25 protein-coding genes and 1 tRNA gene are annotated in these 21,033 nt (G+C 59.8%); 8 read left to right on the top strand and 18 right to left on the bottom strand.

The features are described 5' to 3' along the window. Positions 1 to 4 precede the first annotated feature (4 nt). A complete protein-coding gene (locus H0T81_RS06825) occupies positions 5 to 661 on the bottom strand; it encodes a protein-L-isoaspartate O-methyltransferase (protein WP_294011227.1) in 657 nt (218 codons plus the stop codon). A gap of 197 nt (positions 662 to 858) precedes the next feature. Between H0T81_RS06825 and H0T81_RS06820 the strand changes: the two genes are divergently transcribed. Beyond that, positions 859 to 932, top strand: a tRNA-Cys gene (locus H0T81_RS06820). 282 nt (positions 933 to 1,214) lie between these two features. On the opposite strand, the gene H0T81_RS06815 is transcribed toward H0T81_RS06820, so the two are convergent. From H0T81_RS06815 to H0T81_RS06800, 4 genes are all read right to left on the bottom strand, one after another. Further along, the gene (locus H0T81_RS06815; RefSeq protein WP_294011225.1) at positions 1,215 to 3,857 is read right to left on the bottom strand and encodes an AAA family ATPase; all 2,643 of its coding nucleotides are present in this window, start codon (positions 3,855 to 3,857) and stop codon (positions 1,215 to 1,217) included. A gap of 313 nt (positions 3,858 to 4,170) precedes the next feature. Then, positions 4,171 to 4,308 carry a hypothetical protein gene (locus tag H0T81_RS06810; protein WP_294011223.1) on the bottom strand — a complete coding sequence of 46 codons (138 nt, stop codon included), beginning with the start codon at positions 4,306 to 4,308 and terminating at the stop codon, positions 4,171 to 4,173. A 476-nt stretch (positions 4,309 to 4,784) separates the two neighbouring features. Then, complete coding sequence (locus H0T81_RS06805) at positions 4,785 to 5,618, bottom strand: DUF3800 domain-containing protein (protein ID WP_294011221.1); 834 nt, start codon at positions 5,616 to 5,618, stop codon at positions 4,785 to 4,787. A 51-nt stretch (positions 5,619 to 5,669) separates the two neighbouring features. After that, complete coding sequence (locus H0T81_RS06800) at positions 5,670 to 6,623, bottom strand: XRE family transcriptional regulator (protein WP_294011219.1); 954 nt, start codon at positions 6,621 to 6,623, stop codon at positions 5,670 to 5,672. A 239-nt stretch (positions 6,624 to 6,862) separates the two neighbouring features. On the opposite strand from H0T81_RS06800, the gene H0T81_RS06795 reads away from it, so the two are divergent. Then, complete coding sequence (locus H0T81_RS06795) at positions 6,863 to 7,006, top strand: hypothetical protein (RefSeq protein WP_294011217.1); 144 nt, start codon at positions 6,863 to 6,865, stop codon at positions 7,004 to 7,006. A gap of 188 nt (positions 7,007 to 7,194) precedes the next feature. Beyond that, positions 7,195 to 7,647, top strand: coding sequence for a hypothetical protein (locus H0T81_RS06790; protein ID WP_294011215.1), 453 nt, complete (start codon positions 7,195 to 7,197; stop codon positions 7,645 to 7,647). Between the two features lie 86 nt (positions 7,648 to 7,733). On the opposite strand, the gene H0T81_RS06785 is transcribed toward H0T81_RS06790, so the two are convergent. The 4 genes from H0T81_RS06785 to H0T81_RS06770 all read right to left on the bottom strand — a co-directional run bounded on the left by H0T81_RS06785 (position 7,734) and on the right by H0T81_RS06770 (position 10,402). Further along, positions 7,734 to 9,383 carry a recombinase family protein gene (locus H0T81_RS06785; protein ID WP_294011213.1) on the bottom strand — a complete coding sequence of 550 codons (1,650 nt, stop codon included), beginning with the start codon at positions 9,381 to 9,383 and terminating at the stop codon, positions 7,734 to 7,736. Continuing rightward, positions 9,380 to 9,799, bottom strand: a complete 420-nt coding sequence (locus tag H0T81_RS06780; RefSeq protein ID WP_294011211.1) for a DUF2924 domain-containing protein — start codon at positions 9,797 to 9,799, stop codon at positions 9,380 to 9,382. Before H0T81_RS06780 ends, H0T81_RS06785 begins: the two co-directional genes overlap by 4 nt. Next, positions 9,796 to 10,047, bottom strand: a complete 252-nt coding sequence (locus tag H0T81_RS06775) for a DUF3489 domain-containing protein (protein ID WP_294011209.1) — start codon at positions 10,045 to 10,047, stop codon at positions 9,796 to 9,798. The genes H0T81_RS06780 and H0T81_RS06775 overlap by 4 nt, the downstream gene beginning before the upstream one ends. Before the next feature lie 154 nt (positions 10,048 to 10,201). After that, positions 10,202 to 10,402 (bottom strand): helix-turn-helix transcriptional regulator, encoded by a 201-nt coding sequence (locus H0T81_RS06770; RefSeq protein ID WP_366474093.1) that lies wholly within the window; start codon positions 10,400 to 10,402, stop codon positions 10,202 to 10,204. Positions 10,403 to 10,509: 107 nt separating this feature from the next. Here H0T81_RS06770 and H0T81_RS06765 point away from each other — a divergent pair, with 107 nt between their 5' ends. Next, positions 10,510 to 11,043, top strand: coding sequence for a hypothetical protein (locus H0T81_RS06765; RefSeq protein WP_294011206.1), 534 nt, complete (start codon positions 10,510 to 10,512; stop codon positions 11,041 to 11,043). Here the strand turns inward: H0T81_RS06765 and H0T81_RS12765 are convergent. Genes H0T81_RS12765 through H0T81_RS06755 form a run of 3 tightly spaced genes read right to left on the bottom strand, consistent with a single transcriptional unit; the run spans position 11,004 to position 13,268 of the window. After that, positions 11,004 to 11,423 (bottom strand): DUF5681 domain-containing protein, encoded by a 420-nt coding sequence (locus tag H0T81_RS12765; RefSeq protein ID WP_366474094.1) that lies wholly within the window; start codon positions 11,421 to 11,423, stop codon positions 11,004 to 11,006. The genes H0T81_RS06765 and H0T81_RS12765 overlap by 40 nt on opposite strands. Before the next feature lie 58 nt (positions 11,424 to 11,481). Further along, a complete protein-coding gene (locus tag H0T81_RS06760; protein ID WP_294011204.1) occupies positions 11,482 to 11,922 on the bottom strand; it encodes a DUF5681 domain-containing protein in 441 nt (146 codons plus the stop codon). Next, on the bottom strand, positions 11,919 to 13,268 hold the full coding sequence (locus H0T81_RS06755) for a DNA methyltransferase (RefSeq protein ID WP_294011202.1): 1,350 nt from the start codon (positions 13,266 to 13,268) through the stop codon (positions 11,919 to 11,921). The genes H0T81_RS06760 and H0T81_RS06755 overlap by 4 nt, the downstream gene beginning before the upstream one ends. Before the next feature lie 329 nt (positions 13,269 to 13,597). Here H0T81_RS06755 and H0T81_RS06750 point away from each other — a divergent pair, with 329 nt between their 5' ends. Both H0T81_RS06750 and H0T81_RS06745 read left to right on the top strand, forming a co-directional pair. After that, positions 13,598 to 14,209 carry a tyrosine-type recombinase/integrase gene (locus tag H0T81_RS06750; RefSeq protein ID WP_294011200.1) on the top strand — a complete coding sequence of 204 codons (612 nt, stop codon included), beginning with the start codon at positions 13,598 to 13,600 and terminating at the stop codon, positions 14,207 to 14,209. A gap of 104 nt (positions 14,210 to 14,313) precedes the next feature. Continuing rightward, on the top strand, positions 14,314 to 14,598 hold the full coding sequence (locus tag H0T81_RS06745) for a hypothetical protein (protein WP_294011198.1): 285 nt from the start codon (positions 14,314 to 14,316) through the stop codon (positions 14,596 to 14,598). Between the two features lie 40 nt (positions 14,599 to 14,638). Here the strand turns inward: H0T81_RS06745 and H0T81_RS06740 are convergent, their stop codons facing one another. The 3 genes from H0T81_RS06740 to H0T81_RS06730 all read right to left on the bottom strand — a co-directional run bounded on the left by H0T81_RS06740 (position 14,639) and on the right by H0T81_RS06730 (position 17,245). Then, complete coding sequence (locus tag H0T81_RS06740; RefSeq protein WP_294011196.1) at positions 14,639 to 15,544, bottom strand: hypothetical protein; 906 nt, start codon at positions 15,542 to 15,544, stop codon at positions 14,639 to 14,641. An 87-nt stretch (positions 15,545 to 15,631) separates the two neighbouring features. After that, positions 15,632 to 16,825, bottom strand: coding sequence for an META domain-containing protein (locus tag H0T81_RS06735; protein WP_294011194.1), 1,194 nt, complete (start codon positions 16,823 to 16,825; stop codon positions 15,632 to 15,634). A gap of 117 nt (positions 16,826 to 16,942) precedes the next feature. Then, a complete protein-coding gene (locus tag H0T81_RS06730; protein ID WP_294011192.1) occupies positions 16,943 to 17,245 on the bottom strand; it encodes a hypothetical protein in 303 nt (100 codons plus the stop codon). A 193-nt stretch (positions 17,246 to 17,438) separates the two neighbouring features. On the opposite strand from H0T81_RS06730, the gene H0T81_RS06725 reads away from it, so the two are divergent. Further along, the gene (locus tag H0T81_RS06725; protein WP_294011190.1) at positions 17,439 to 17,828 is read left to right on the top strand and encodes a WGxxGxxG family protein; all 390 of its coding nucleotides are present in this window, start codon (positions 17,439 to 17,441) and stop codon (positions 17,826 to 17,828) included. A 394-nt stretch (positions 17,829 to 18,222) separates the two neighbouring features. On the opposite strand, the gene H0T81_RS06720 is transcribed toward H0T81_RS06725, so the two are convergent. The 3 genes from H0T81_RS06720 to H0T81_RS06710 form a co-directional block, all read right to left on the bottom strand. Then, positions 18,223 to 18,450: a hypothetical protein gene (locus H0T81_RS06720; protein ID WP_294011188.1), complete on the bottom strand. Its 228-nt coding sequence runs from the start codon at positions 18,448 to 18,450 to the stop codon at positions 18,223 to 18,225. Positions 18,451 to 18,727: 277 nt separating this feature from the next. Continuing rightward, entirely contained in the window at positions 18,728 to 19,138 is a 411-nt protein-coding gene (locus tag H0T81_RS06715) for a hypothetical protein (protein ID WP_294011186.1), read from the bottom strand. Positions 19,139 to 19,641: 503 nt separating this feature from the next. Next, the gene (locus H0T81_RS06710) at positions 19,642 to 19,896 is read right to left on the bottom strand and encodes an SWIB/MDM2 domain-containing protein (protein WP_294011184.1); all 255 of its coding nucleotides are present in this window, start codon (positions 19,894 to 19,896) and stop codon (positions 19,642 to 19,644) included. A 576-nt stretch (positions 19,897 to 20,472) separates the two neighbouring features. On the opposite strand from H0T81_RS06710, the gene H0T81_RS06705 reads away from it, so the two are divergent. Continuing rightward, positions 20,473 to 20,994 carry a spore coat U domain-containing protein gene (locus H0T81_RS06705; RefSeq protein ID WP_294011182.1) on the top strand — a complete coding sequence of 174 codons (522 nt, stop codon included), beginning with the start codon at positions 20,473 to 20,475 and terminating at the stop codon, positions 20,992 to 20,994. The last annotated feature ends 39 nt before the right edge of the window (positions 20,995 to 21,033 follow it).

The following is a 21,033-nucleotide window of genomic DNA, read 5'->3' as shown; positions in this document are numbered from 1 at the left end:
TTGCTCACCTTTCGAACCTGAATCCCCGGGGCCGGCTGAATCCCGGCAGTGCGGCGACTGCGGCGTCGGAGATCGACAGATAGCCGAATGCGCCGGCGACCTTCTGGCCAACGATCAGCCGAGTGACCCCGCCCTCGGCAAGCGCGGCGCCGAGCCGGCCGCCGTCGACCAGCTGCTGGATGATCGCGTCTGGAATGAATTCGACCGCGCCGTCGATGACGATCAGATCATAAGGCACGCCGGCCGAATGGCCCTCCTCGAGCGGTCCTTCGACCGTGTTGATCCCGATCTCGCGAGCGCGGGCGGCCAGTGCGGACGAGCTTTCGAGCGCGGTCACGTCGCAGCCGACCGCGGCCAGCACCGCCGCCGCGTAGCCGGTGCCGGCGCCGACGACGAGCGCTCGCTCGCCCTTCTTCGGCGCCATCTGGGTCAGCAGCTGGCCGAGCACCGCGGGCGCCGCCAAATATCGCCCGCCGCCGATCGGAACCGACCGGTCGGCATAGGCGAGCGGCCGATTGTCCTCCGGCACGAACTGCTCGCGAGCGACCGAGCCCATCGCCTGGAGCACCGCGGGATCGGTTACTCCGACCGGGCGCAGCTGGTTCTCGATCATCGCCCGGCGAGCCGCCGCGAAGTCGGGGATTGGGAGCTGGACCGTCATAGCTGTTATATGCCGCTAACACACCTTCGATGCAAGGCTGCTCTTACTGACAGGTTGCAGTCGCGCCAACCGCCGTTGGTCGAACGATGAGCGGCTTCGGTCAATTCGCCGGGCGCGCCCGGTGCGGGCAACGGGTTGAATTGGCGCGCCGGTTGATGCTTGACGGCGGCCGCGATCCCACCGACATGGCTCGCCTCGGCCCGATGGCGGAGTGGTTACGCAGAGGACTGCAAATCCTTGCACGCCGGTTCGATTCCGGCTCGGGCCTCCACCCACATTCAGACCCTCGAGTCTCTCCACTGATTGGCCCTGAGAATAGCGTAGTTCTGCGGGTCCTCGGCCTCGCATCAGTGTCCAGAGACTGTCCGAACCAGACGAACTCGGCCGAATCGACGCCTCAATCTCTGAAGGGAAATTTCGGTGCACGGTTTCCGACGACGAGCGAAAGTTGATTCAAGACAAAAGCACGGAAAAGTCAGGAGTGGTGGCGTGGTTGGCTCATTCCGGTCCGCGCGGGGCCTAGTTCGGGTCCAAGTTGCGGCGAGCGTGGAGTTCAATGCGTAGTTACCTTAGGAGGCTTCAGCAGCGCTTCGCGCACCTTCTTTGTAGCCTTGGATTTGGCGTCGACAGCCGCGATGCACCCCGTAAGGGTCCGCAAATGGGCCTCCATCTCATCAGGCTCAGGCCAAGGCGCGTTAGGAATTGCCGCCTGGTCGTGCGCCGCTAGCGCTGACGTCTCCGACATGCCGTTGCTCACCATTAGAAAGAGGTCATCATCAACTACGACCTCCGCAAGCCGCGTAGTCTCAACGCTTAGCCTGAACCGAACCACAACGCTCTTGAGAAGCAACTCCTCGACGAGGCGCTCCCATGTGGGTCGGAGGCCAAAATAAAAATCGCGGGACTGGCCGGCGAACTCCTCTTGGTTGCCAGCTTCAAACGCCTTCTTAGCATGTGAAAGCTTGTTGTTCAGCCAGTCCACTCGTTGGGGGACCGATTTCGCCGCCCAAGGGTCGCCCGACGGGTCAATGACACCGGTCGAGATCGGAGTTTTTATGATAGCCAATCGGCGCAGCGGAACCTGCTGATGGGCGCACTGAGTTTGCACTGTCGTGTAAAAGAAAAGGTCGTGGGTAAAGACGATTGCCTGTCGGCTCTTGGCCTCCTCAACAAGCCGTGCGGCCACGCGCTCTGCGCGGATATGGTCCAGAGACGACACAGGATCATCAACCACTACGGGTGTGGTCGTGCCAAGCACGCGCAGCTCCGCGAGGAAAAGAGCCAATGCCATGGCGCGATGCTCACCCTCGCTCAAAACTTGCGACATCTGGCCCGTGAAGCTCTCACTCTTTAACTTGAGCTTATGTCTCTCCGCGCCCTTTTTGCCCTCAGATAGAAGCGACAGCGGTATGTGCTGCATCCGAAGCGCCTTGCGCTCCTCAGTAAGCACGTCGTTGAGCGCTTTCGTGACGTATTGTTGAAGCAGCTGACGCCCCTGTTGTGAAATCCCGTGTGTTCCGCAGGCGCCTATCGCTTTATCGAGTTTTTTCAGGGAGCCGAGCTGGCCCAGCCGCGCCAGGACCTGCGCCTTATTCTCTGCAAGGAGCTTCTTTGCTTTTAGGGATGAGAGTTCCGATTTTGTGGTGGCCGTATCGTCAGCTTGGATCGCGCTTTCGACCTCTGCCTTTATGAGCTTCCCGGCCGTCTGGAAGGTATCCAGTCGGGCCGTAGGGAACGGTGGAAAAGAGAAATCCTCAGGCAGATCTGCTCCCGCAAAATGCGACTGAATGGCGACCGCGCAGACTTTTGCGTCGGTAACGAACTGCGACAGCGTTCCGCCAACCGCCGCGTTCTCCTTGGTGATCGCTTGAACATGCACCTCGATTTTTGAGAGTTCTTCCGTGGCCTCCTTCAGCTCTTGAAGCTTGGCGCTGAACGCCTTATCGGCCGCATCCGCCGCTTTGCTTGCTTCGTCGTCCACGAGCGATTTGAAAGTGACGAAGCGGTTCTTCGCAGCGTCGTCGAGCGCCTGCTGACAAAGAACGCACTGCGCTGCCCCATCTGTCACAGGAAATGGCTTTCCAGGATACGCTTCTTGTTCCGAATATCGCTGAGCTGCCTCGTAGAGGATTCCCCAGAGTGCGGATCCGACGCCTGGCAAAAGCGATCCATCGTCGGCTCCTTGCTTTGCCGCGAGCTCTGCGGCCTTATGACCAGCGCTGGCGTTGGCAGCGGCCTTGTGCAGGGCTTGAAGCCCCTCCGGCGATAGGTGCCGCTGTAGGCGATTGAGTAGTTTGTCGAGCTCGTAGGCGGACTGCAGAACGAGCTTCAGTTCCGCCAATCTTGCTTGTGGATCGCCCACGATCTTTTCAAGTTCCGTAAGCCTTTCCTCGTCCGCCTCGGTGTGCGTCGCGAAGGCCTCAACTTGGTCCTTGGACTTCGTTGCCAACGCGTCCAGGAATGATTTGGCGGCTGTGCCTTCATCCAAGTTCACTACCGGTAGTGCAGTTGCCGCGGCCAGTGCGCTTCGCTCAAGCTCAAGTCGCGACTTGAGTGCGTCACACAGCGCCGCAAGCCGCTCAAAACAATCGAGAGAGTATGGGACGGCTTTCAATTCATTGAAATTGTCAACGTAGATAGACGCGCACTTGCTATCGAAAACGCTCACTTGCGATAGTTCCTCGTCGGTTGCTTGTCCCGACTCCCACTGTGCCTGTCGCGGTTTCTCCTCATTCGCCATTCGATAGCTAATCTTGGCTCTTGACGGTTCTGTCGTCAGCGCCTGCGCAAAAACATTTGGGAGAACGGCGTCAGCTCCCTTGGACCGGCAAGCTGATTTCAAGATCCGGACGAAGCCGGATTTGCCACTTCCATTATCACCATAGATCACGGTGAGGCCGCTTGTCCCGAACTCAAGTTCGCTCTGCGTCGAGAGCTGGTTAACTCGCTGGACGCCCGTAATTTCTACGAGAGCTACCAACGCATCAGTAACCGTCGCGTCTGGAATATGCTCCTCCGTGAGTGGCACTGGCTTTATGCTCGTTTCAACCAGGCCGTGATCGGCCTTCAGTAGAGTGAGAAGCTCGTCCTCGTCCGACTTAGTGAAAGAACAGGTGATCAAGCGCCGAAGTGCGCACTGGCGCCACGGCTGCTGTGACTTAGACCAGGCCAAGATTTGAGAAGCAGGCGAACTCATTGGAACCTCTCCGTCAGTCGGTTCCCTCCCGCCGAGCATCGCGAGGTCGTGCGATTTTAACGAGAATTACCGCATCGGCAATCAGTCACTGTGGCCGTCTTGCATTACTCCGCCGCGCTGTTCGCTGACTTGCCGTGGCCAATGAGGCGCCTCCCTGGGCGACGAGTCGTGGCGTTAGGCGTAGCATTCACTTGAGTTTCCAAACGTTCTTGAAGCGAAAAAATGGTGCGCGCGGCGAAGATTGAACTTGCGGCCCCATGGATGTCAACGCAGGTGCGGATTCTTCAGCACTCATGACAAATGTACAGAAATGTCATGAGTTACGGTTGGCGGACATCGCCTTCAGCGTAATGGTGCGCTCTGCGTGTGCGTCGCGCTTCCGGGTGTAGTACCAGTGTTTCACGACCGCCGCTTCCTGCAGTGCCCATGCGTCACACGCGGCTTCAGCCATTCGGTCCATCGACACGATCACGCCGGGACGGAGCGTGTTCACTTGTTGAAGGAATGAAGGATGCGCCCGTGGTTCTGGGTGGGAAGTAGGGTTTGGTCATCTCCGAAAACGGAGCTGCCGCTCAGTCTCGCTCGAGCTTGCCAAGCGGTGGCAAACATCGCGCCAATCTCTTGATCGTTACTCATACCGACCAGGTTAGCACGAGTCAGGTAGAGCGTCCTGGTGACAAAAACACGGAATTGTTATGAGTTGAATAGCCGATTGTGGCCTTCAACCGACTGGCGGAATTCGAGATGGGAACGTGCAAAGCTGCCGCGGCTTCCCTCTATGCCGCGCACGACATCGCGCAGAACTACAAGGGTGATCCGTTCGCCGCGATCAGTGGATGCGGACCGGGCTTGACCTCATGAGCGCCAGCTACTGCCGGACGGCGGGGAAGTGAGTGACCCACGCGACTAACGTCCGACCCTTGAGTCTCAAAGATCCCAGTCATCGGGTGCAATTGCGCGGTAGAAGTCACGGGCGTCGCCTTCGGGACCCTGCCCGAGCTTTTCTCGCCTTGGGTTCAGCACATTCGCAAGCCCGAGATAATACGCCGCCTCGCCAGCGTAAGCTTCGTCTTCTGTCTTCAGTTCAAGATGCCTGCGGAAGACATACGACAAGGCATCGGACACCTGCACCAGCGACGAATGGGTCGACTTGATCGCGAACGCGGTGTTCACGATGTGATCGAGACGGTTCGCTGCGTTTCGCACTACCCAAGTCACCTTTCCCTTCTTCAACTTTCGTCGTTGATACAGGCAATCGAACCAAGGGTCGGGCGCGTAGATCGAGTCCGATAGGTTCGCCATCCCCATCTTGTTATCGTCCATGACGAGCACTGTGAGGCCCTTGTTCGCCTTTTCGTCCTGGTGCTTTTTCTGGACTAGGCCCGCCACATACATGCCGCCAGCGTGCCAGTAAGATCGCCGTGTAGGATGAGGACCCTCAGGCAGATTGGCGTTGAACCGATCGAATGAAATCGCACTCACGAACAGCCTTCCATCGCGCGCCGCCAGTTCGCACACGGAACGCAGGAAACCCTTGCGGGCCTCCGCCTGGACGTTGTTCCAGCCACCCTGCCCATTGATGAGGTTCTTGGTCTTCAGCTCGTTGGGGTGGCCTGGATGCTGCGCCAAGAAGTTACGCAGCAGTTGGTCAAAGTCAGAAGTAATGCGGCGGAGCCGATAGGCATCAACTAAGAGACCCACCATTACGAAAACGTCAGATTGGCCTGGGTCGCCGCTCTCGTCTACGTATGCGAACTTCATGCCGAGAGCCTGTCGTTTGGGAAGTGCTGAGGCTCGGCCTAATTGCCAATGCTACATGGATGTGAGCGCTACGCGCTTTCCGATGTAGTCACGCCAAAGGCCAAGTCGCTTGATTCGGTATTCGACCAGTTCTGGCGATGTACCAAATCGACTAGCGATATCGTCAGACGATTCACGCTTCTCAACCGCCTCGGCGACCGCCTTGCGTGGTAGAAGCGTGGCGGACGCTAAGTAGTAAGCGTCATGCTCCTCAACTGTGTCGTAGGTTCGCCCAAATGACTCCGCCACCTTGGCTATCTTCACGAGCTTGTGGCCTAAGAGAATGTGCCAAACCTCTTCGAGCAGAGTGACCCTTTGCCGCTCGGGCGTGTGACAATCATTCAATAGAACGGCCCATTGATCTTGGATCTCATTCAAGGGAACACTCATTGCAGACCATTCATCGCAAGCTTCGGTACTGAGGCGCCTTACGGTCGCGGCGTCCAAGCAGTTGGTCTCTCTCAATCTGATGATTTCAATGCCTTCGACGTCCAGCTTCAGCGAGTCTAAGGCGTGGCTGTAGGCAAGCTTTAGATCCTTGCGGAATTGCTCGGCGGTTCGCTCAAGCTCTTCCTTGGAAAGCGATAATGGCTTGTGATCATCGTCCTCATCGTCCTCATCATCGGCGCCCGCCCTTGCGTCCGACGCTTCTAGAGGACGGCTTTTTTTGATGCACTCAGCAGCGGTTAGAAGTGCCTGGACCGTTGATGATCGCGCATTCTTCCCGGCGCGGAAATGAACGAGGGCCACATTCTCAAAGCTCAGACCCGCTTTTTCCGCGTCCGAGCCGAGCCATTCCAGCAATCGAATTTTTGAGTTGTTATCAGGCACGCCGTCCCTTCGCTCGATCCGAGCGAGGGTCGAGAAGCTAATACCCACAACAGCTGAAAGAGCGCGGAGGCTCAAGCCCTTGCCCTCGCGCTTCCGGCGAACGGCTTCAACGAGCCGCGTTTCAAACGATTTCATACGATCCTGTGCGATTCACACGCATTGACACAGACCCCCCTTTGCCCCATTTTCCGTGTCGTTGGCACAGAGTCGCACACTTCCGGGGGAATTGGAAGCCCTCCTCTCTCCCGAAGGGCAAGCCGTGCTGCAACAGTTCGGCGAGGCAATGGACCGCTACCGGGCTGTTCGGGTGCGCAATCGCGGCATTGTTTGCTTCGACGGCGACGACCCAGAACCAGCGGTCCAGGAGACTTACCATGAGCAACGACAAGGACCGCGAAGACCCGCAGCCCGACCACGGCAAGGGTCCGCCGGACGACAAGGGCAGGCCGATCGATCACGGGCGTCCCGTGCCCGGCCACGGGTCCGCAGCTTGCGGGCCGCTTACGAAGAACAGCTAGGTGAGCTTGAAGAAGCCTACCCGACGCTACGTGAGTTCCCCGACGACGACGGAGTGTGGCTCCTCGTGCATAGCGCCCTTATTGAGGGCCTAAACGCGGACGCCACATTCCTCGTAGCCTTACCTTTCCGCAAAGGAGTTGGTCCGCGAGCTTGGGCGTTCTGGAATACACCCGCGGGCTTTAGGTGGATGGGTGACCGACATACGAATTTTTTCGACGGTTCGATCTGTGCGTTCTCGCCCACGGAGGATGACGCATGGTCTGAGGGCGGAAGCCTCGCAACGCTGATCGACCTCTATTCGGTTTGGGCGATGCGGCACTTGCACAATGAAGTGATCGGTCGCTGGCCGGGCAAGCATTACGCATTGCCGCACCCCTATTATCGGCTCGCCGAGGTCAAGCCCGATGAGCTTTGCACCTGCGGCATTCCCTTCGCGCGCTACGGCAGCTGCTGTAGGCCTAACGACCTCAAGCACGACGTTTTCAAACTGAAGGCGGACTTCGAGGCGCGCAATGGCGGTCGCGGCATCCGGGACCGCGCTCCGCCCGCGCCGATCGTCGATTTTGTCGGCGGCAGGGGCGAGCTGCCGAAGATGCGAGAGGTGCACGAGCCTCTCCGAGAGATACTATCCAAACGGTGATGGTCATGGGGACTGCAGCTAGGCGCCAACCCGATCACAGCGCAATGTCCGCAATGGGTCGAAAGTGGACATCCAATCTCTTCCACTCATGACATTTTCGCACAATTGTCATGAGACGGGTTTTGAACTTGCGCCAGTCGCAACTGATCCGCCCACGCGAGCGGAAATTCGCCACTAAAAAATTGGTGGCCAGCTTCTAGGTATCGGCCCTCGAGCATCTGCTTTTGCAATCTGGGAGCGATCAGGCCGAGGTGCATCAGTCGGCGATCGCGCTGGTCCCGTGGAGCTTCCGCGAAGCCATGGCAATTCGGATTCATTGGCGACATTCGGAAGCGTTCGAGAAGCTGGTGCCCGACTTTCAGCCGAGACACGAGCTTCGCGTCCGGCCCAACGATGCGCGATTCTGGGCACTGGGAGTCGGTAGAACCACCCCGGAACTTCGGGCCGCGGTCCAGGATAAGGCGCAGCATCCCGTCTGTGCCGAGTTCAACCCGGCCCTCGCCTCTATGTCTTCGAAGGCGATCTACCGCGGACGTCAGCGGCTCATGCGGCTCAAGCAGGGGACCCGGCGAAATTACGAGCTGGATGCTCCGATCCCTCACTTCAACGCGTTGCACCAGCATGCGCAACTCTTCCCACGATGAGTCTTTCCCCAGAACCTGCCTGACAAACTGGGTCACCAGCGTCTCGAGGCCGTCAGCCGGCACTCGCAGCTCCCGCCCATTTCCGCTCGCGCCTTTCATCGGGGAGTGCGGTGGCGATACATAGTAGCGATAGGCCTTTCCACCACGGCCATAGCTGAAGCTTGTGGTCAGCAGCCGACCACCGGCGTCGAACACGACGCCCGCCAAGGGGCAGGCCATTGCTCGAGCCGGGCGCTTTCCGCGCTCCCGCCGATTGCTTGCAAGCCGCTTTTGAACGGCTTCGAACAGATCATTGCCAACAATTGGGTCATGTTCGCCTCCATGACTAACCCCACGGTGGACGATTTCTCCGCAATAAATGCGGTTCTGGAGCAGATAATACAGCGCCCCGCATCCAAACGGCCGCCCACCCCGCTCCTTTCCGGACCGCGACGTGCAGCGCTTGGAGACAATGCCGTCAGCCGCAAGCTCCCGCATCAGGTCAACGCCTGATCTGAGTGCCAGATAGCGCGTGAAGATGTGCCGCACCTGCTCGGCTTCACGCGGGTTGATGACGAGCTTGCGATCCTGAAGGTCGTATCCGAGCGGAATATTGCCGCCCATCCAGATGCCTTTGGCTTTGGACGCTGCAATCTTGTCGCGGATCCGCTCGCCGGTGACCTCCCGCTCGAACTGGGCAAATGAGAGCAGCACATTGAGCGTCAGGCGCCCCATGCTGGTGGTGGTGTTGAATGCTTGGGTGACGCTCACGAACGACACGCCGCGAGCCTCCAGCCGCTCAACGATTCGGGCAAAGTCCATCAGTGAGCGTGTCAGTCGATCGACCTTGTAGACGACGATCACGTCGACCTTTCCGGCGTCGATATCGGCGAGCAGCCGCCGCACGGCGGGCCGGTCCATGTTGCCACCCGAGAAGCCACCGTCGTCGTAGTGCTCCGGTAGGGCCCGCCACCCCTCTCCTGCCTGTGACTTGATGTAGGCTTCACAGGCCTCGCGCTGCGCATCGAGCGTATTGAAGACCTGATCGAGCCCTTCTTCGGTCGACTTGCGGGTGTAGATCGCGCAGCGAATGCGCTCGCCGCCCCCGCTCATTTGCCGCCGGCCTCGCGCAAGCCGAAGAAGCGCGGCCCATTCCAGCGGGTGCCGGTTATGGCGCGGGCGACTTCAGACAAGCTGCCGTAGGTCGTTCCGTTATGCTGAAAGCCGCCCTCCAAGACGTCAACCTCGTGGCGCCGTCCCTGCCACTGCCGAACCAGCCGAGCGCCCGGCGCGAGTAACACCCGCGGCCGCGGCAACCGGTCGCTCGTCAACAACCGGATCGTCGCCGCATCCAGCCCGCCGAATGCATCGGCCTGGATCTTCCACGCAAGCAGGCGGGCCAGCAGCTCCTTCGAACGCATCTTCGGCGGCTCGCCGTAGCCGTGCCGGCGCCAGACATCCCGCAGACCGGCGAGGCCGAGCGCTGCCAGCGCCCGAATCTCCTCCGTAACCCGATCCGCTTTCTTCACGCGGCGGGCTCATTCGCGATCGAGTAGCGGGTGGTGCCCTCGACCTTTTCCTTGCCAATGACAAAGCTCTTCTTGCGAAGGCCGGTCAGCATCGCGCGAGCGCTGTGCGGCAGCCAACCGGTGACTTCAGTGATTTCTACAAGGCTGGCCCCGCCAGCTCGGCGGAGCAGCTCCAGCAGCTTGTCCTTGTTGCTGGCCTTCGCGGCGGTCGCTTTGAGTGAGGATTCCGTCTTTTTGGTCTTCGTCATGTGGGTGGTCCTTTCATGGGGAAGGCGCCCTCGCCTTCCCACCACCCACAGCCCCGCCGGTCAGCCGGCCAGGGCAGCAGCCGGTGCATTGGCCGGCCGCGATTTACAGATGAGCAATGCTTCAAATGCAGCCCAAGTCCAGTGGAAATCGGATCTAAGGCCTCAGGAGATCCACGTGGGACACGCCTAACGCGGTCGCAATCTCGTAGAGCGTCACAATCGTGGGATTGCGTCGGCCACTTTCGAGACCGCTGAGATACTGCTGGCTAAGGCCAGAGCGCTCAGCCAGCTGCTCCTGTGTCATGCCCTTCTCGCGTCGAATTCTCGCAGCATTCCGGCCAACGAGCTTGCGCATATCCATGCACAAAGCATTGGCGATCTAAGAGACCGCAGTTTATCAACTATAGTGTGTATTCCTCGCCAGACCCCGTTGTACCTCCATCTCCGGCGCACATTCGGCAAATGGCATGCAAGGCAGCATTCGGCGGCGCCCTGATCACCAACAACTTTCGCGGGCTGATTGCTGAGGCAATCGTCAGGTCAGTACTGCCTCCGGAATGGAGATGGTGCTCGGCTGATTATGCGGCTTGGGACTTCGAGCGCAGCGATGGGGTTCGACTGGAGGTTAAGCAATCTGCGTCCAAACAGACTTGGGCCCGGAGCAATGGCAAGCCCAGTGCTTGCTCATTTGATATCAGGAGCCGCGTCGGGCGGTACGAGGGCGCGGATTGGTTCGCCGAGCCTGGTCGCAGTGCCCATCTCTATGTCTTTGCTCACCATCCAGTGATCGATGAGACGGCAGACCATTGTGATCCGAGCCAATGGCGCTTCTTTGTCGTTCCGACAGAGATGCTCCCCGGTGGGAAGAGAATTGGCCTTCGAAGCCTTGCCAATCTCGCCAGTGCGTGTCCGATCGACGAACTAGCAAAAGCGATAGAACATGTTGCAGCTCAGCTTCATGCGGTCGGTTCGCCGCAAGGGCGCTCATCTTCGTAACGCTTCGTGGCTTCAGGGGCCGCAGAAGCCGGTGGCCGGCCAAGGTGCCCATACTCAGCCTTCCACTCTTCTTGAGTGAGCTTCTCGCCGACGATTAGAATGCCCTTCGGAATGGGGGACTCCTCAGTTTCGACAAAGCCGGTGTACTTCCTGACCAGGGACAAGGCGACGAAGTCTCCCTTGGCAGCGGCACGACGCACCACCTCCAGTAGGAGGTCGATATTTCGCTTCTGAGTGAGCCTTCCATCGATGAGGACACGCCGGAGGGCTACTCTGCGAATAATCTTCGAATGGTCTTCGCTCCCTTTCCGTCGACCAGCCGGATTTCCGGAGTAACCTGGTCGAAACCGACTATGCAAGGGTGGCCGTCCGTAGCCCACCTCGTATGCCGATCCGTCGGCATGCCGAGCCGTGGGCTCGCTGCCATCTGATTCCAATTCACCAACCACCAATGGGTGCCCACGGCGGAGTCTTCGGCAAGCCGTCTCGTTCACCCTTCCACGGTGGCGCGCCGAACTGTTCGTACATCGCCATCCATTCTTTATCGTCCCAGTCTTTAGGGATCCGCAAAACGTATTGATGATCGTCGATTGGCTCCGCTCGCTCAAACAGTCCTGCAGAATTGCAGTACCCGAGAAACCGTCTGGCAGCGCGCATGTCCCCCTTGAGTGCTCGGCCGACGCTGCTCAAAAGGCCTGCCTCGAAAGGCGTCTTCGATTCCTCCTTGCCGTTGATTGAAAAGCGAATCCGCTCGGACAACCGCTCAGCGACGTCGATGCGCTCACGCTTCGGTCGCCCCTTAGGATTGCCGGACTTGCCGGGCCGGAACTGATGATTCATTGGTGGCTTGCGATAGCCTACGTCATTATCGCCGCTCACGACGCGGGCTCCTGTTCCAGCTTGCACAAGCCGGCAAAATCGCCAGTGCGTGCTCGCCCTACCTCCTCGAACGGCGTGCCCTCGCCCTCGAGCTCGGCATGAAGACCGATCGAGCAACCCCGACGGACGATGATGTCGCAATAAAGCGGATCCAATTCCATCAGTCTTGAGGTTCGACGGCTACGCTCCGCCGCAGCCAATGTTGTTCCCGAACCGGCAAAGGGATCGAGCACGATAGCCCCAGGGTCGGTCACGTCCTTGATCGCATCAGCGATCATTCGGACGTTTTTCACCGTTGGGTGAAGCGCAAGGTCCGTGCTTCGATCCGTCCCGAAGCTGTTCGCGCCCGGATATTCCCAGACGTTCGTGCGGTAGCGGCCGTGCTTTCCAAGCTCGACATTGTTTACGTGAGATCGCCGCCCCTTCTTGAACAAGGCAACAAGTTCATGGCGCGACCGATAGAGGCTTCCCATCCCGGCATTGTTCTTCATCCAGACGATGATGTTGAGAAGCTCGTCGTAATTCTGCTCGCCGGCCGCAACGAGATCGGCGATCGAGCGCCAGTCCATGAAGATAAAGTGGAGCGAGCCCGAACGGCTGAATCGCGCCAGCAGCGAGCAGGCGTCTGACAGGAAGCGCCGGAATTCGGTGCGGGTCATTTCTCCAGACGCCATGGAGAATTCGCGGTGCTGAACGACGCCGAGTCCGGAGACGTGACCGACGATCGGTACGTTATACGGTGGATCAGTGATCACCATATCCGCCCGCTCGGCCCCAAGCAGCTCCCGATATGAATTTGGATCGAGTGCATTTCCGCATAGCAGTCGGTGCCGGCCGATGCGCCACAAATCCCCGGGCCTGGTTACACTAGGCTGATGTTCTGAAGCGATGGCCCGAGGGAGAATCACCTCCTCATTGTCATCGCCCTCTTTGAGATCGCAGAGGAGCTCGATCTCCTCCGCATCGAAGCCCGTAATCGTCAGGTCGAGTTCCGGTACGGTTTCAGCCAAGGTCGCAATTTCAATCGCGAGCAGCTCCCGGTCCCACCCGGCCAGCGTGGCCAACTGATTATCGGCGAGCACGTAGGCCCGAACTTCTGCCTTGCTGAGATGAGTGAGAGTGATCGTTGGAACCGTCGAAAGTCCTAGCACCTTTGCAGCTTCGACTCTGCCATGCCCAGCGATGATGCATCGGCGCTCGTCAATCAGTACCGGATTGACGAACCCAAAGTGGCGTAATGACTCCGCGATCTTGCGGATTTGTTTCGGACTGTGGGTCCTCGCGTTTTGTGGGCGAGGCTCAAGCTCCGCAATGGCGAGTTTCTGGATCTTCGACGGCGCAAACATGTGCGATCTCCGGGAGGCTGGCGACCAAAAGTCGCGATGTGAGGAAATCTCGCGCCTACGCATTGCGTGGGTGGAGGGGCAGTCATTGACCGCGGCATGGCGGCATTGCCGCAAGGCGAGTTTCGCCCTGAACCCCATTGGGGCCGAGACTCAAATCTGAGGCAAATGAGAAGTCATGTCAATTTCTGAAATGTGAAGCTCTGGTTCCGGACTCCGCCGCTTCACACAAGATCCCTTGCCGCTCTCATCCTGGCTAATGTCCGCTTTCCACCCAAAGCGGACCTTAGGGCGGGCCAAGCCGTAGGCCTCCAGCACACTGGAGGCCCGTCATGCTCTACACCCCCTCGACTCAATTCAACGCTCGCAAACCGACTGGAGCTAAGCTCGCTCTGAAGCCAGTGCACGTGTGGGGCATCCGCGTCCGCCTCCAGGTGGCGAGCCGGGCCCGAGACCTCGCCCTCTTCGACGTGGCACTCGACAGCAAGCTGCGCGGCTGTGACCTGGTGCGGCTGCGAGTCTCAGATCTCCTCTCGCCCACCGGGGTGAAGCACCGAGTCGTCATTCTACAGCGCAAAACCGGCCGGCCAGTGCAGTTTGAGGTCACCGAGCAGGCTCGTCGCTCGATTGCAGCGTGGCTGCAGTTGAAGGGGCTAGCATATGACGATTGGCTGTTCCCGAGCCGAATGAAGCCAGGGTGTCACCTGAGCACTCGCCAGTACGCCCGCTTGGTCGACAAGTGGGTGTGCCTCCTGGGCCTCGATCCGGCCGCCTACGGTACTCACAGCATGCGCCGCACCAAAGTGGCGCTACTCTACAAGAAGACTGGCAACTTGCGAGCCTGCCAGCTTCTGCTGGGCCATACCAAGCTAGAGAGTACCGTCCGATACCTCGGAGTTGAAGTGGATGATGCACTGGAGCTCTCAGAGGCCCTGGAGCTGTGACCTAGCGTCTGCTTTGGGTGGAAAGCGGACATTGAACATCGAGTCTTTTCAGCCCAGACAGACGGAAATGTCGAGGTAACGAATTGTCTTTGCTTCTCCTGCTCATGGCTCAAGCAGTAAGCTCGGCTCCTCCCGAGAAAATTGATTTGACCATTCCACAGCCGTGCGAAGCGCGACGCTCGTCTAATGATGAGATTATCGTCTGCGCCCCTGGCCAGAAGGGTTTAAGTCCTTATCGAATCCACCAACCGGCTGCGGAACAGCCGGTGATCCCAAAGGCCCAGCTGCAGCTGGCCGAGGGCGTTAGCGTCGCCGCTGAAACAGAGCAGGCTGTCATAAATGGGTTCCCCTCCAATCGATTGATGGTTGGGCTCAAGATCAAGTTCTAGCCGCAACTGGCAAATGTCTCCTTGGGGTGGAAATCGGACGCTAGCCATTCACAGCAATGGCACGACCGCTGTTCAGGTGGTGGCGATATTCCGCTCGCATCTCGATCAGCGTTTCGCGTGCATCTCGCGAGCACCTATCGGTTGCAAGCTCTTGACCGATGGCGTGTAGCTGAAGCTGGGTCAGCCTGTCCCGCTCGTCGGGACCGATGAGCCCAACATCGGCGGCAATCTGCCAGGCCACGCGCATCGACGTTGTCACGGCTGAGAACTGGGCGTTGGCCTCAACCTCCTGCAGCGCAGGGAGGGACCGTGTGGCGGAGGACCCCGCTTTCATCCGGCGGAGAATGGCCGCAGTCCAGGTACGGTCACGTTCGGCAAGCACGACAGCTTGAGCTCGGGCCGCGTTAAACTCCGGAGCGACGATCCTGCCGTCCACCAGAACAACGTCCGCAGTTTCGCTCGTGTCGCATCGATAGCCGGCAGTTGCGACGAATGCGGCGAGGCCAGATTCTGCCAAAGCCTCTACGCGCGAATAGTGGAATGGAACCGAACGGCAGCTCAACGGCCGCCGATCATGGATGCCGCAATGCGTGCCATTCAGTGCGGCGCACGCCCCGGGGCTAGTGTCGAGCGCGAGGGCGGAGATCATCAGGTATTTTGTGTATTCGATGGTCTTGCCGTCGCGCGACAGCTTCGCCGCGGTCTTGCGCGCAGCGAAGGCGCGGAGCAGGCGCTTCTTCTCGTAGAATGCGGCGCTCGGATTACCTGCGGCGGGGCCGTCCGGGAGGTAGTCGCGCAGCTGATCTGGCAGCCAGTACATCCGGAACATCAGCCTGAATACGAAGACGTCGGCGAGCCCCGCCGCTTCCGATAGCTCGACCTCGGGCGAACGGTTGCAGCATTTGCCGCATTGCGTGCAGGCGAAACGTCGTAAGGAGGAGTCCACTTGCACCGTCCTACTGAGGTCAGGTTCGCACGCGCGCCCCGTGTCCCGCAATGGGTGGAAAGCAGACATTATGCCAGACAAAGTCGTTCAACCACCGAACGGCGTTGGCGAGCCCTTGCGGCACATCATTAGCAGGCCGCGGTTCGTTCGCAGGATCAGCTGGCCTTCATCGTTGAAACCGAAACCGTCCGGACGGGTCACGGCAAGCGTCGAGATCATGCCGCCCACCGAGACGGGTTCACCCGGGACGAATGGAGGTGCTTTCGCAGCACAGGCTGGGTTGTTCGCCAGTCGGAGGTTCAGTTCTGGACCTTCAGCACTGTATTCGGCCGTGCAACCGGCGTTGTCGCGCATCGTGCGCTCATTGATCGCGAGAGTGATTGGCCCTTCGTGATAGGCGCCGAGCAGCGTGTTCCCACACGATTCATACTCACCCGCAAGCCGGCGATTAGGCGCCGACGGTCGGCGCAAAACCATTCCCGGACCACCGATGAAGATAAGACGGCCGCTCTTGAAACGGTAAGCGGTTGCGGAAATCATCGCCTTCGTCATCAGCGCGTCTTCGGCACTGTCCTCCGGATCGCAGCCTTTTTCTGTCCCCACGGCGGGTGTGGTGACTGCGATCCGGCCCGGCGCTGGGGTAGTGAACCGGGCTCCGATCCTGTTGCAATCTGCAACGACACCGATCGATCTCATGGATATGGTCAGGATCGGCGGACGCCGTCCGGTCACGAAAGCCTCGCCGCTAATGGTCTCTATGATCCAGCGGCCAGCGAGGTCGGGATGCGGTTCGACAGGCCGGGTAAGCACAGCGCGGGTGCCGTCCTCTGCGGTGAGAATCAGCGTCCGATCATTCGGCTTTTCCCAGGCCGTCGCATGGTCCAGGACTTCGGCTAGTCGCCGCTCGCTTGCGGCTGCCGCAGCCGCGGTTGCCGGCGCGCCCGAGCCGCATTTCCCGACCCGGACATCCTCCCGCCGGATGATTGTGAGCCGCCGTCCGTGGAGCCGGTAAAAGGCTGGGTAAGCGCCGCTGCAACCCGCCCCATGATTGAGGAAGCCCCCGGCGCTGAAGTTTATCCACGCCTTGAAGCGTTGGAAGTCTTCTCCGCCGATTCGCTCGACCGACCATTGCCCACCCAAAGGGTCGATGCGTTGAAGAAAGGTGCCGTCGTCCGCTGCGCCCGCGGTCGCGAGTGGAGGGGTTACCGGCAGCACAGGAGTATTGGAAGCCTCACAGGACCCCGCCGCGAGAATCGCGATCAACCACAGAATGCGGTCCATGCGTGGGCAACGCCGACAGATGTGGTTGGCTCCGCCTGCCGTGTAGTTCCGCATGTCCGATTTGGGTGGAAAGCGGACATAAGCCGCTAACGTGCGCAATGCGGGGAAAGCGGACATCTACTCGTCTTCAATTGGTGCGCCCCGAATGGTCGGCTTGAGCCTTCGCCGGAGGGCCGCGTCCACATGCCGGTCTTCGGCAGGTTTTTTTGTTATCGCGCCAAGGAAAAGCGCCAGCCATAGAACCGCCAGCAGCCCAACAGACCCAGCCCAGAAGTAGTAGGTCTCGGGAGTGTAGTGGCGCACTTTCGAAAACGCACGAAGCACGAACCTCAGTATCGGCTCACATTCGCTACGGAAGAGAAACATGGCCGCGCTCAGGAGCGCGAGCGCAGCACCACCTGTGGCCCCGAGAAGCGTCAAGCCGGTGTAACTGGCTGCAAGCGGCTTTCTATATCGACCCACCCCATCAGGACATAACTAACCTGCCAACGTCCGCAATGGGTGGAAAGCGGACATTCCCACCCACAAGCTCAAACCTACCGCAACCCTCCCGCCCGCTCACACGTTTGCTGCCAACTGCACTCGGACGCAGGCTAAACAGGGAGAGGTTAAAATGTCCTCGATCTCCAAATACAAACAAGCCCTCATGGCCACGGCTCTGCTGACGCTCCCGGCGACTGCGCTGGCCCAGAACGAAGCAGTCACCGAGCAAGCCAACGAGGTCTCCGAGCAGGCAAACCAGCTTGCTGACGAAGCTAACCAGCTCACCACGACCGTTGCGGACGATACCGAGGCAGCTCGGGACGATGCGGGACGCGATACGGCTCGCGATGCAGACGACGACGATGACTTCCCATGGGGCCTCTTGGGTCTCCTCGGGCTGGCCGGTCTGCTCGGCCTGAAGCGCCGGGATCGGGATCACGTCGAATACCGCGGCTCGACCACGGCAAACCGGACCACCACAGGTTCAGGTACGGGTACTGACACTGACAGACGCCTGTAACTCGTAAGGCCGGAACCGGCTTGCACGACCCACGTATGCGCTTGGACCTACTATTCTCCTGGTCTAAGCAGCACCTGGCCCACCCGGGAGGGTGGGCCTTCCTTTCTCAACAGTCGCGAGGCCATCGGAACTCGACTCGATGCCAATGAGTCCGGGCGGTATGCTTCAACTCCAGGAATAGCGCGCGCGCTAGTCGCAGCTGCCGCAATATTTTTGTTCTGGGTCTAAACGAAAATGGCCCGCCCCCCAGGGTTGGTAGGCGGGCCAGGAAGGGTCCTCGCACGGCACAGAAGAGAGAGAGAAGCCGCGCCAAGGAAAAACGTGGGGCTCTATTTTTCGTTCCTCTTGAGCGGGTCACCTACATCCGGACGCCCTCAGACTGAAATGCGATGAGTTAGCTGAGAAAGAACGAAGCGCCGTTGCGGCGACGCTGCTGGCGCTTCCCGGACACTCGCGTGGTGTGCCGCCCGTAGAGACCGTAGAGCTTCGTCGCGACGGCTTCCTCCGTCCGTCCCAGTTGGGCTGCGATCTCCCTCAACTCAATTTGCTGGGCGACCATCGACTTGAGCTCAGCAATGTCACTTGCTGACCAAAGCCGGCCGTGATTGCGCAGCGCAGGCATCAAGAGTCCTCGGCATCGTCCAGTGAGGCAAGCCACTGCGACAGGACCTCCCCCACCTTATCGGTCGGCCCCATATTATGGCACCAATTGGCCGGATTCCGACGAGCAGATGTAAACGCAGCCGTCCCTGTTAGGGCCTTCTATGTAGAACAGGACCTGTTGCTCCGGTGCGTCTTCCATCGGCGACCTCACGGGCGTCGTACCCCGACCGCGCTAATGTCCGCAATGGGTCGAAAGCGGACATTTCGCTAATGTCCGGAATGGGTGGAAAGCGGACTCAACCGTAGGTGCGATCGAGAACCGCGAACGCGACCAGGATGACCAACCCCGCGACAACGAGAGCCGCTAACGTGGCGGCAATCGCGAAGCCAGCTGAAGTGCCCTCGTCATCACGGTGCGCTGCAAGGCTATTTATGACCGATCGGAGGAGAAGCCCGGTCATGCCCGCGACCGCTGCCACACCGGCGAGCATCGCCCCAAAGTGCTGCTCGCTTGCTCTTTGACACTGGGGGACAGGTTCGCAGTGAGCGCCCGACCACGCTAATGCGAACAGAAGCGGGAAGCTGACGACGATGGCAACCAAAAAGGCAGCAGCGCAGCCCAGCTTCCCCCCGACAGTTCCCATGCCGGAAAAGTAGCGTGCTGCGAACGGTGAAGTCCATTCCTCACTGTCGGTTCTAATTTCCACTTTGGGTCGAAAGCGGACATTGCCGAAGCCACCCGTTCGGAGCAGAAAGAGGATTAGGAGGCTCTCGTGGCGCTGTCGCTTGCGATCCTGATGCTGTTTGGCGGGGCCAGCACCCAGCCGAGTGTCCCAGTCTGGTCCGGTAGCTTGCCTCCAGCCAGCAGCGTGAAAAGCAATGTCTGCAATCTTGCGGTTGTTAGGGAAGTGGGTCCGTTTCGTTTGCGGGTCCGCGCTGGTCCGGCTCGGCGCTTCCGCCAGTTAGAGGCGCTCCGTGAGGGCGAGCGTGTCTACACCTGCGACGGGCGCGGGGAGTGGCTGGGGGTCGTATTCAGCCGTCCCGGCGCTTCTTGTGGGAGCCGTGAAAATGTCGGGTTAGACATCACTCTGACGCCTTCATGTCGCTCGGGATGGGTTCATCGTCGCTGGATTGAGATACTCACCGGCTAGAGTGCGCGAACGTCCGCAATGGGTGGAAAGCAGACATTGGATTGGCAGTGGCTCCTACCTCAGCTCAGGTGTTTCGAGAGATGCTTGTTCATCTCGAACATGGTCACGCGCTCTTTGCCGAACACGGGGCGAAGCTTGTCGTCGGCGACGATCTCGCGCTTGTTCTTGGGGTTCTGAAGATTGTTCTTTTTGATGTGATTCCAGATTTTGCGGACGACCTCAGTCCGCGGCAGCGGAGCGTCGCCCGTGATGGCTGCCAGCTCACGGGATGGCTTCACCGGCTTCATGAACGCGTTCTGTCGTGCTTTTGCCATGTCGGACCTCCTTGCTGGCTGTCGAGCTCACTTTGCACGCGCTTTTAGCGTCTGCAAAGGGTCGAAAGCGGACATTAGGGTTCTTCGCTGATCGGGCTCGCATCTGACATCCAGAATCACTGTTACCGGAACGAACCTTCGCTGCTCGCGTGGCGGCATTTCACTGTTTTGTCCGGCAGGGAATCGGCCTCGGAAGTGGCGCAAAACTGCGCCTGCCACAGGCGCGAAGTCACCAAACAACCTCCAAAAATGATGAAATACCCTGTAGAATCGCTGCTATTCAGGGAATTGCCGCAGAGACTTGCGCACTCCTGACTGGGCGCACCTCCACCCCTTTTTTGTCGTTCCCAAGCCGAGGCTTCCCGAATCGGGGAAACCGGCGGTGTCGCCCGTCGCTTTTGAATCATCCGTATCGGACCGCCGGGTAAGCCTGGCTTAGGTCTTTGGGAATAAATAAAAAGTTCCAGCAGGAAAGTCAGCCCGAGCGCTCCAAGTTGAGTTGCTGCGGCCGTCATAGTGCCAAGGACGCCGCTCGAATGCGGTGATCACAAGCCCCCACGAACACGGAGAATCATGATGTTGAATTCCACCACCCGCACCTTGCGAATGCTTGCCCTCACCGGAGCGGCCGTTGCCGCGATTGCGGCGCAGCCGGCGCTCGCCGCTGACGCGACCGGCAGTCTGTCCGCGACCGCGACGGTCACGTCGAACTGCGCTGTTACCACAACGGCGGTTGCGTTCGGCAACGTGAACGTGACGTTGAACGCGAATGTCGATGGTACCGGCGGGATCTCCGTCACCTGCACCAACGGCACGGCCTGGACTGCGAAAGCGAACGCCGGCAGCGGGTCTCTCGCGACGATCAGCTCGCGCAAGATGACCAGCGGCCTCAACCTGCTGGATTACACCCTCTACACCGACTCGGGTCGCCTGACGATCTGGGGTGACGGCACCACCGGCAATGGCTCGACGATCACCGGAACCGGCAGCGGAAACGCTCAGGCGACAACGATCTACGGCCGCATTCCGTCGGGGCAGACCACGAAGCCGGTCGGCAGCTACGCCGACACGGTCACGGTTACAGTCAGCTACACCTGAAGATGTCAGTGGGGAAAAGCGCCAGGTTCGGCACTCGCC

The organism is Sphingomonas sp. (assembly GCF_013812825.1).
Lineage (GTDB): Bacteria > Pseudomonadota > Alphaproteobacteria > Sphingomonadales > Sphingomonadaceae > Sphingomicrobium.
This window is presented reverse-complemented; position numbering and strand designations above follow the sequence as displayed.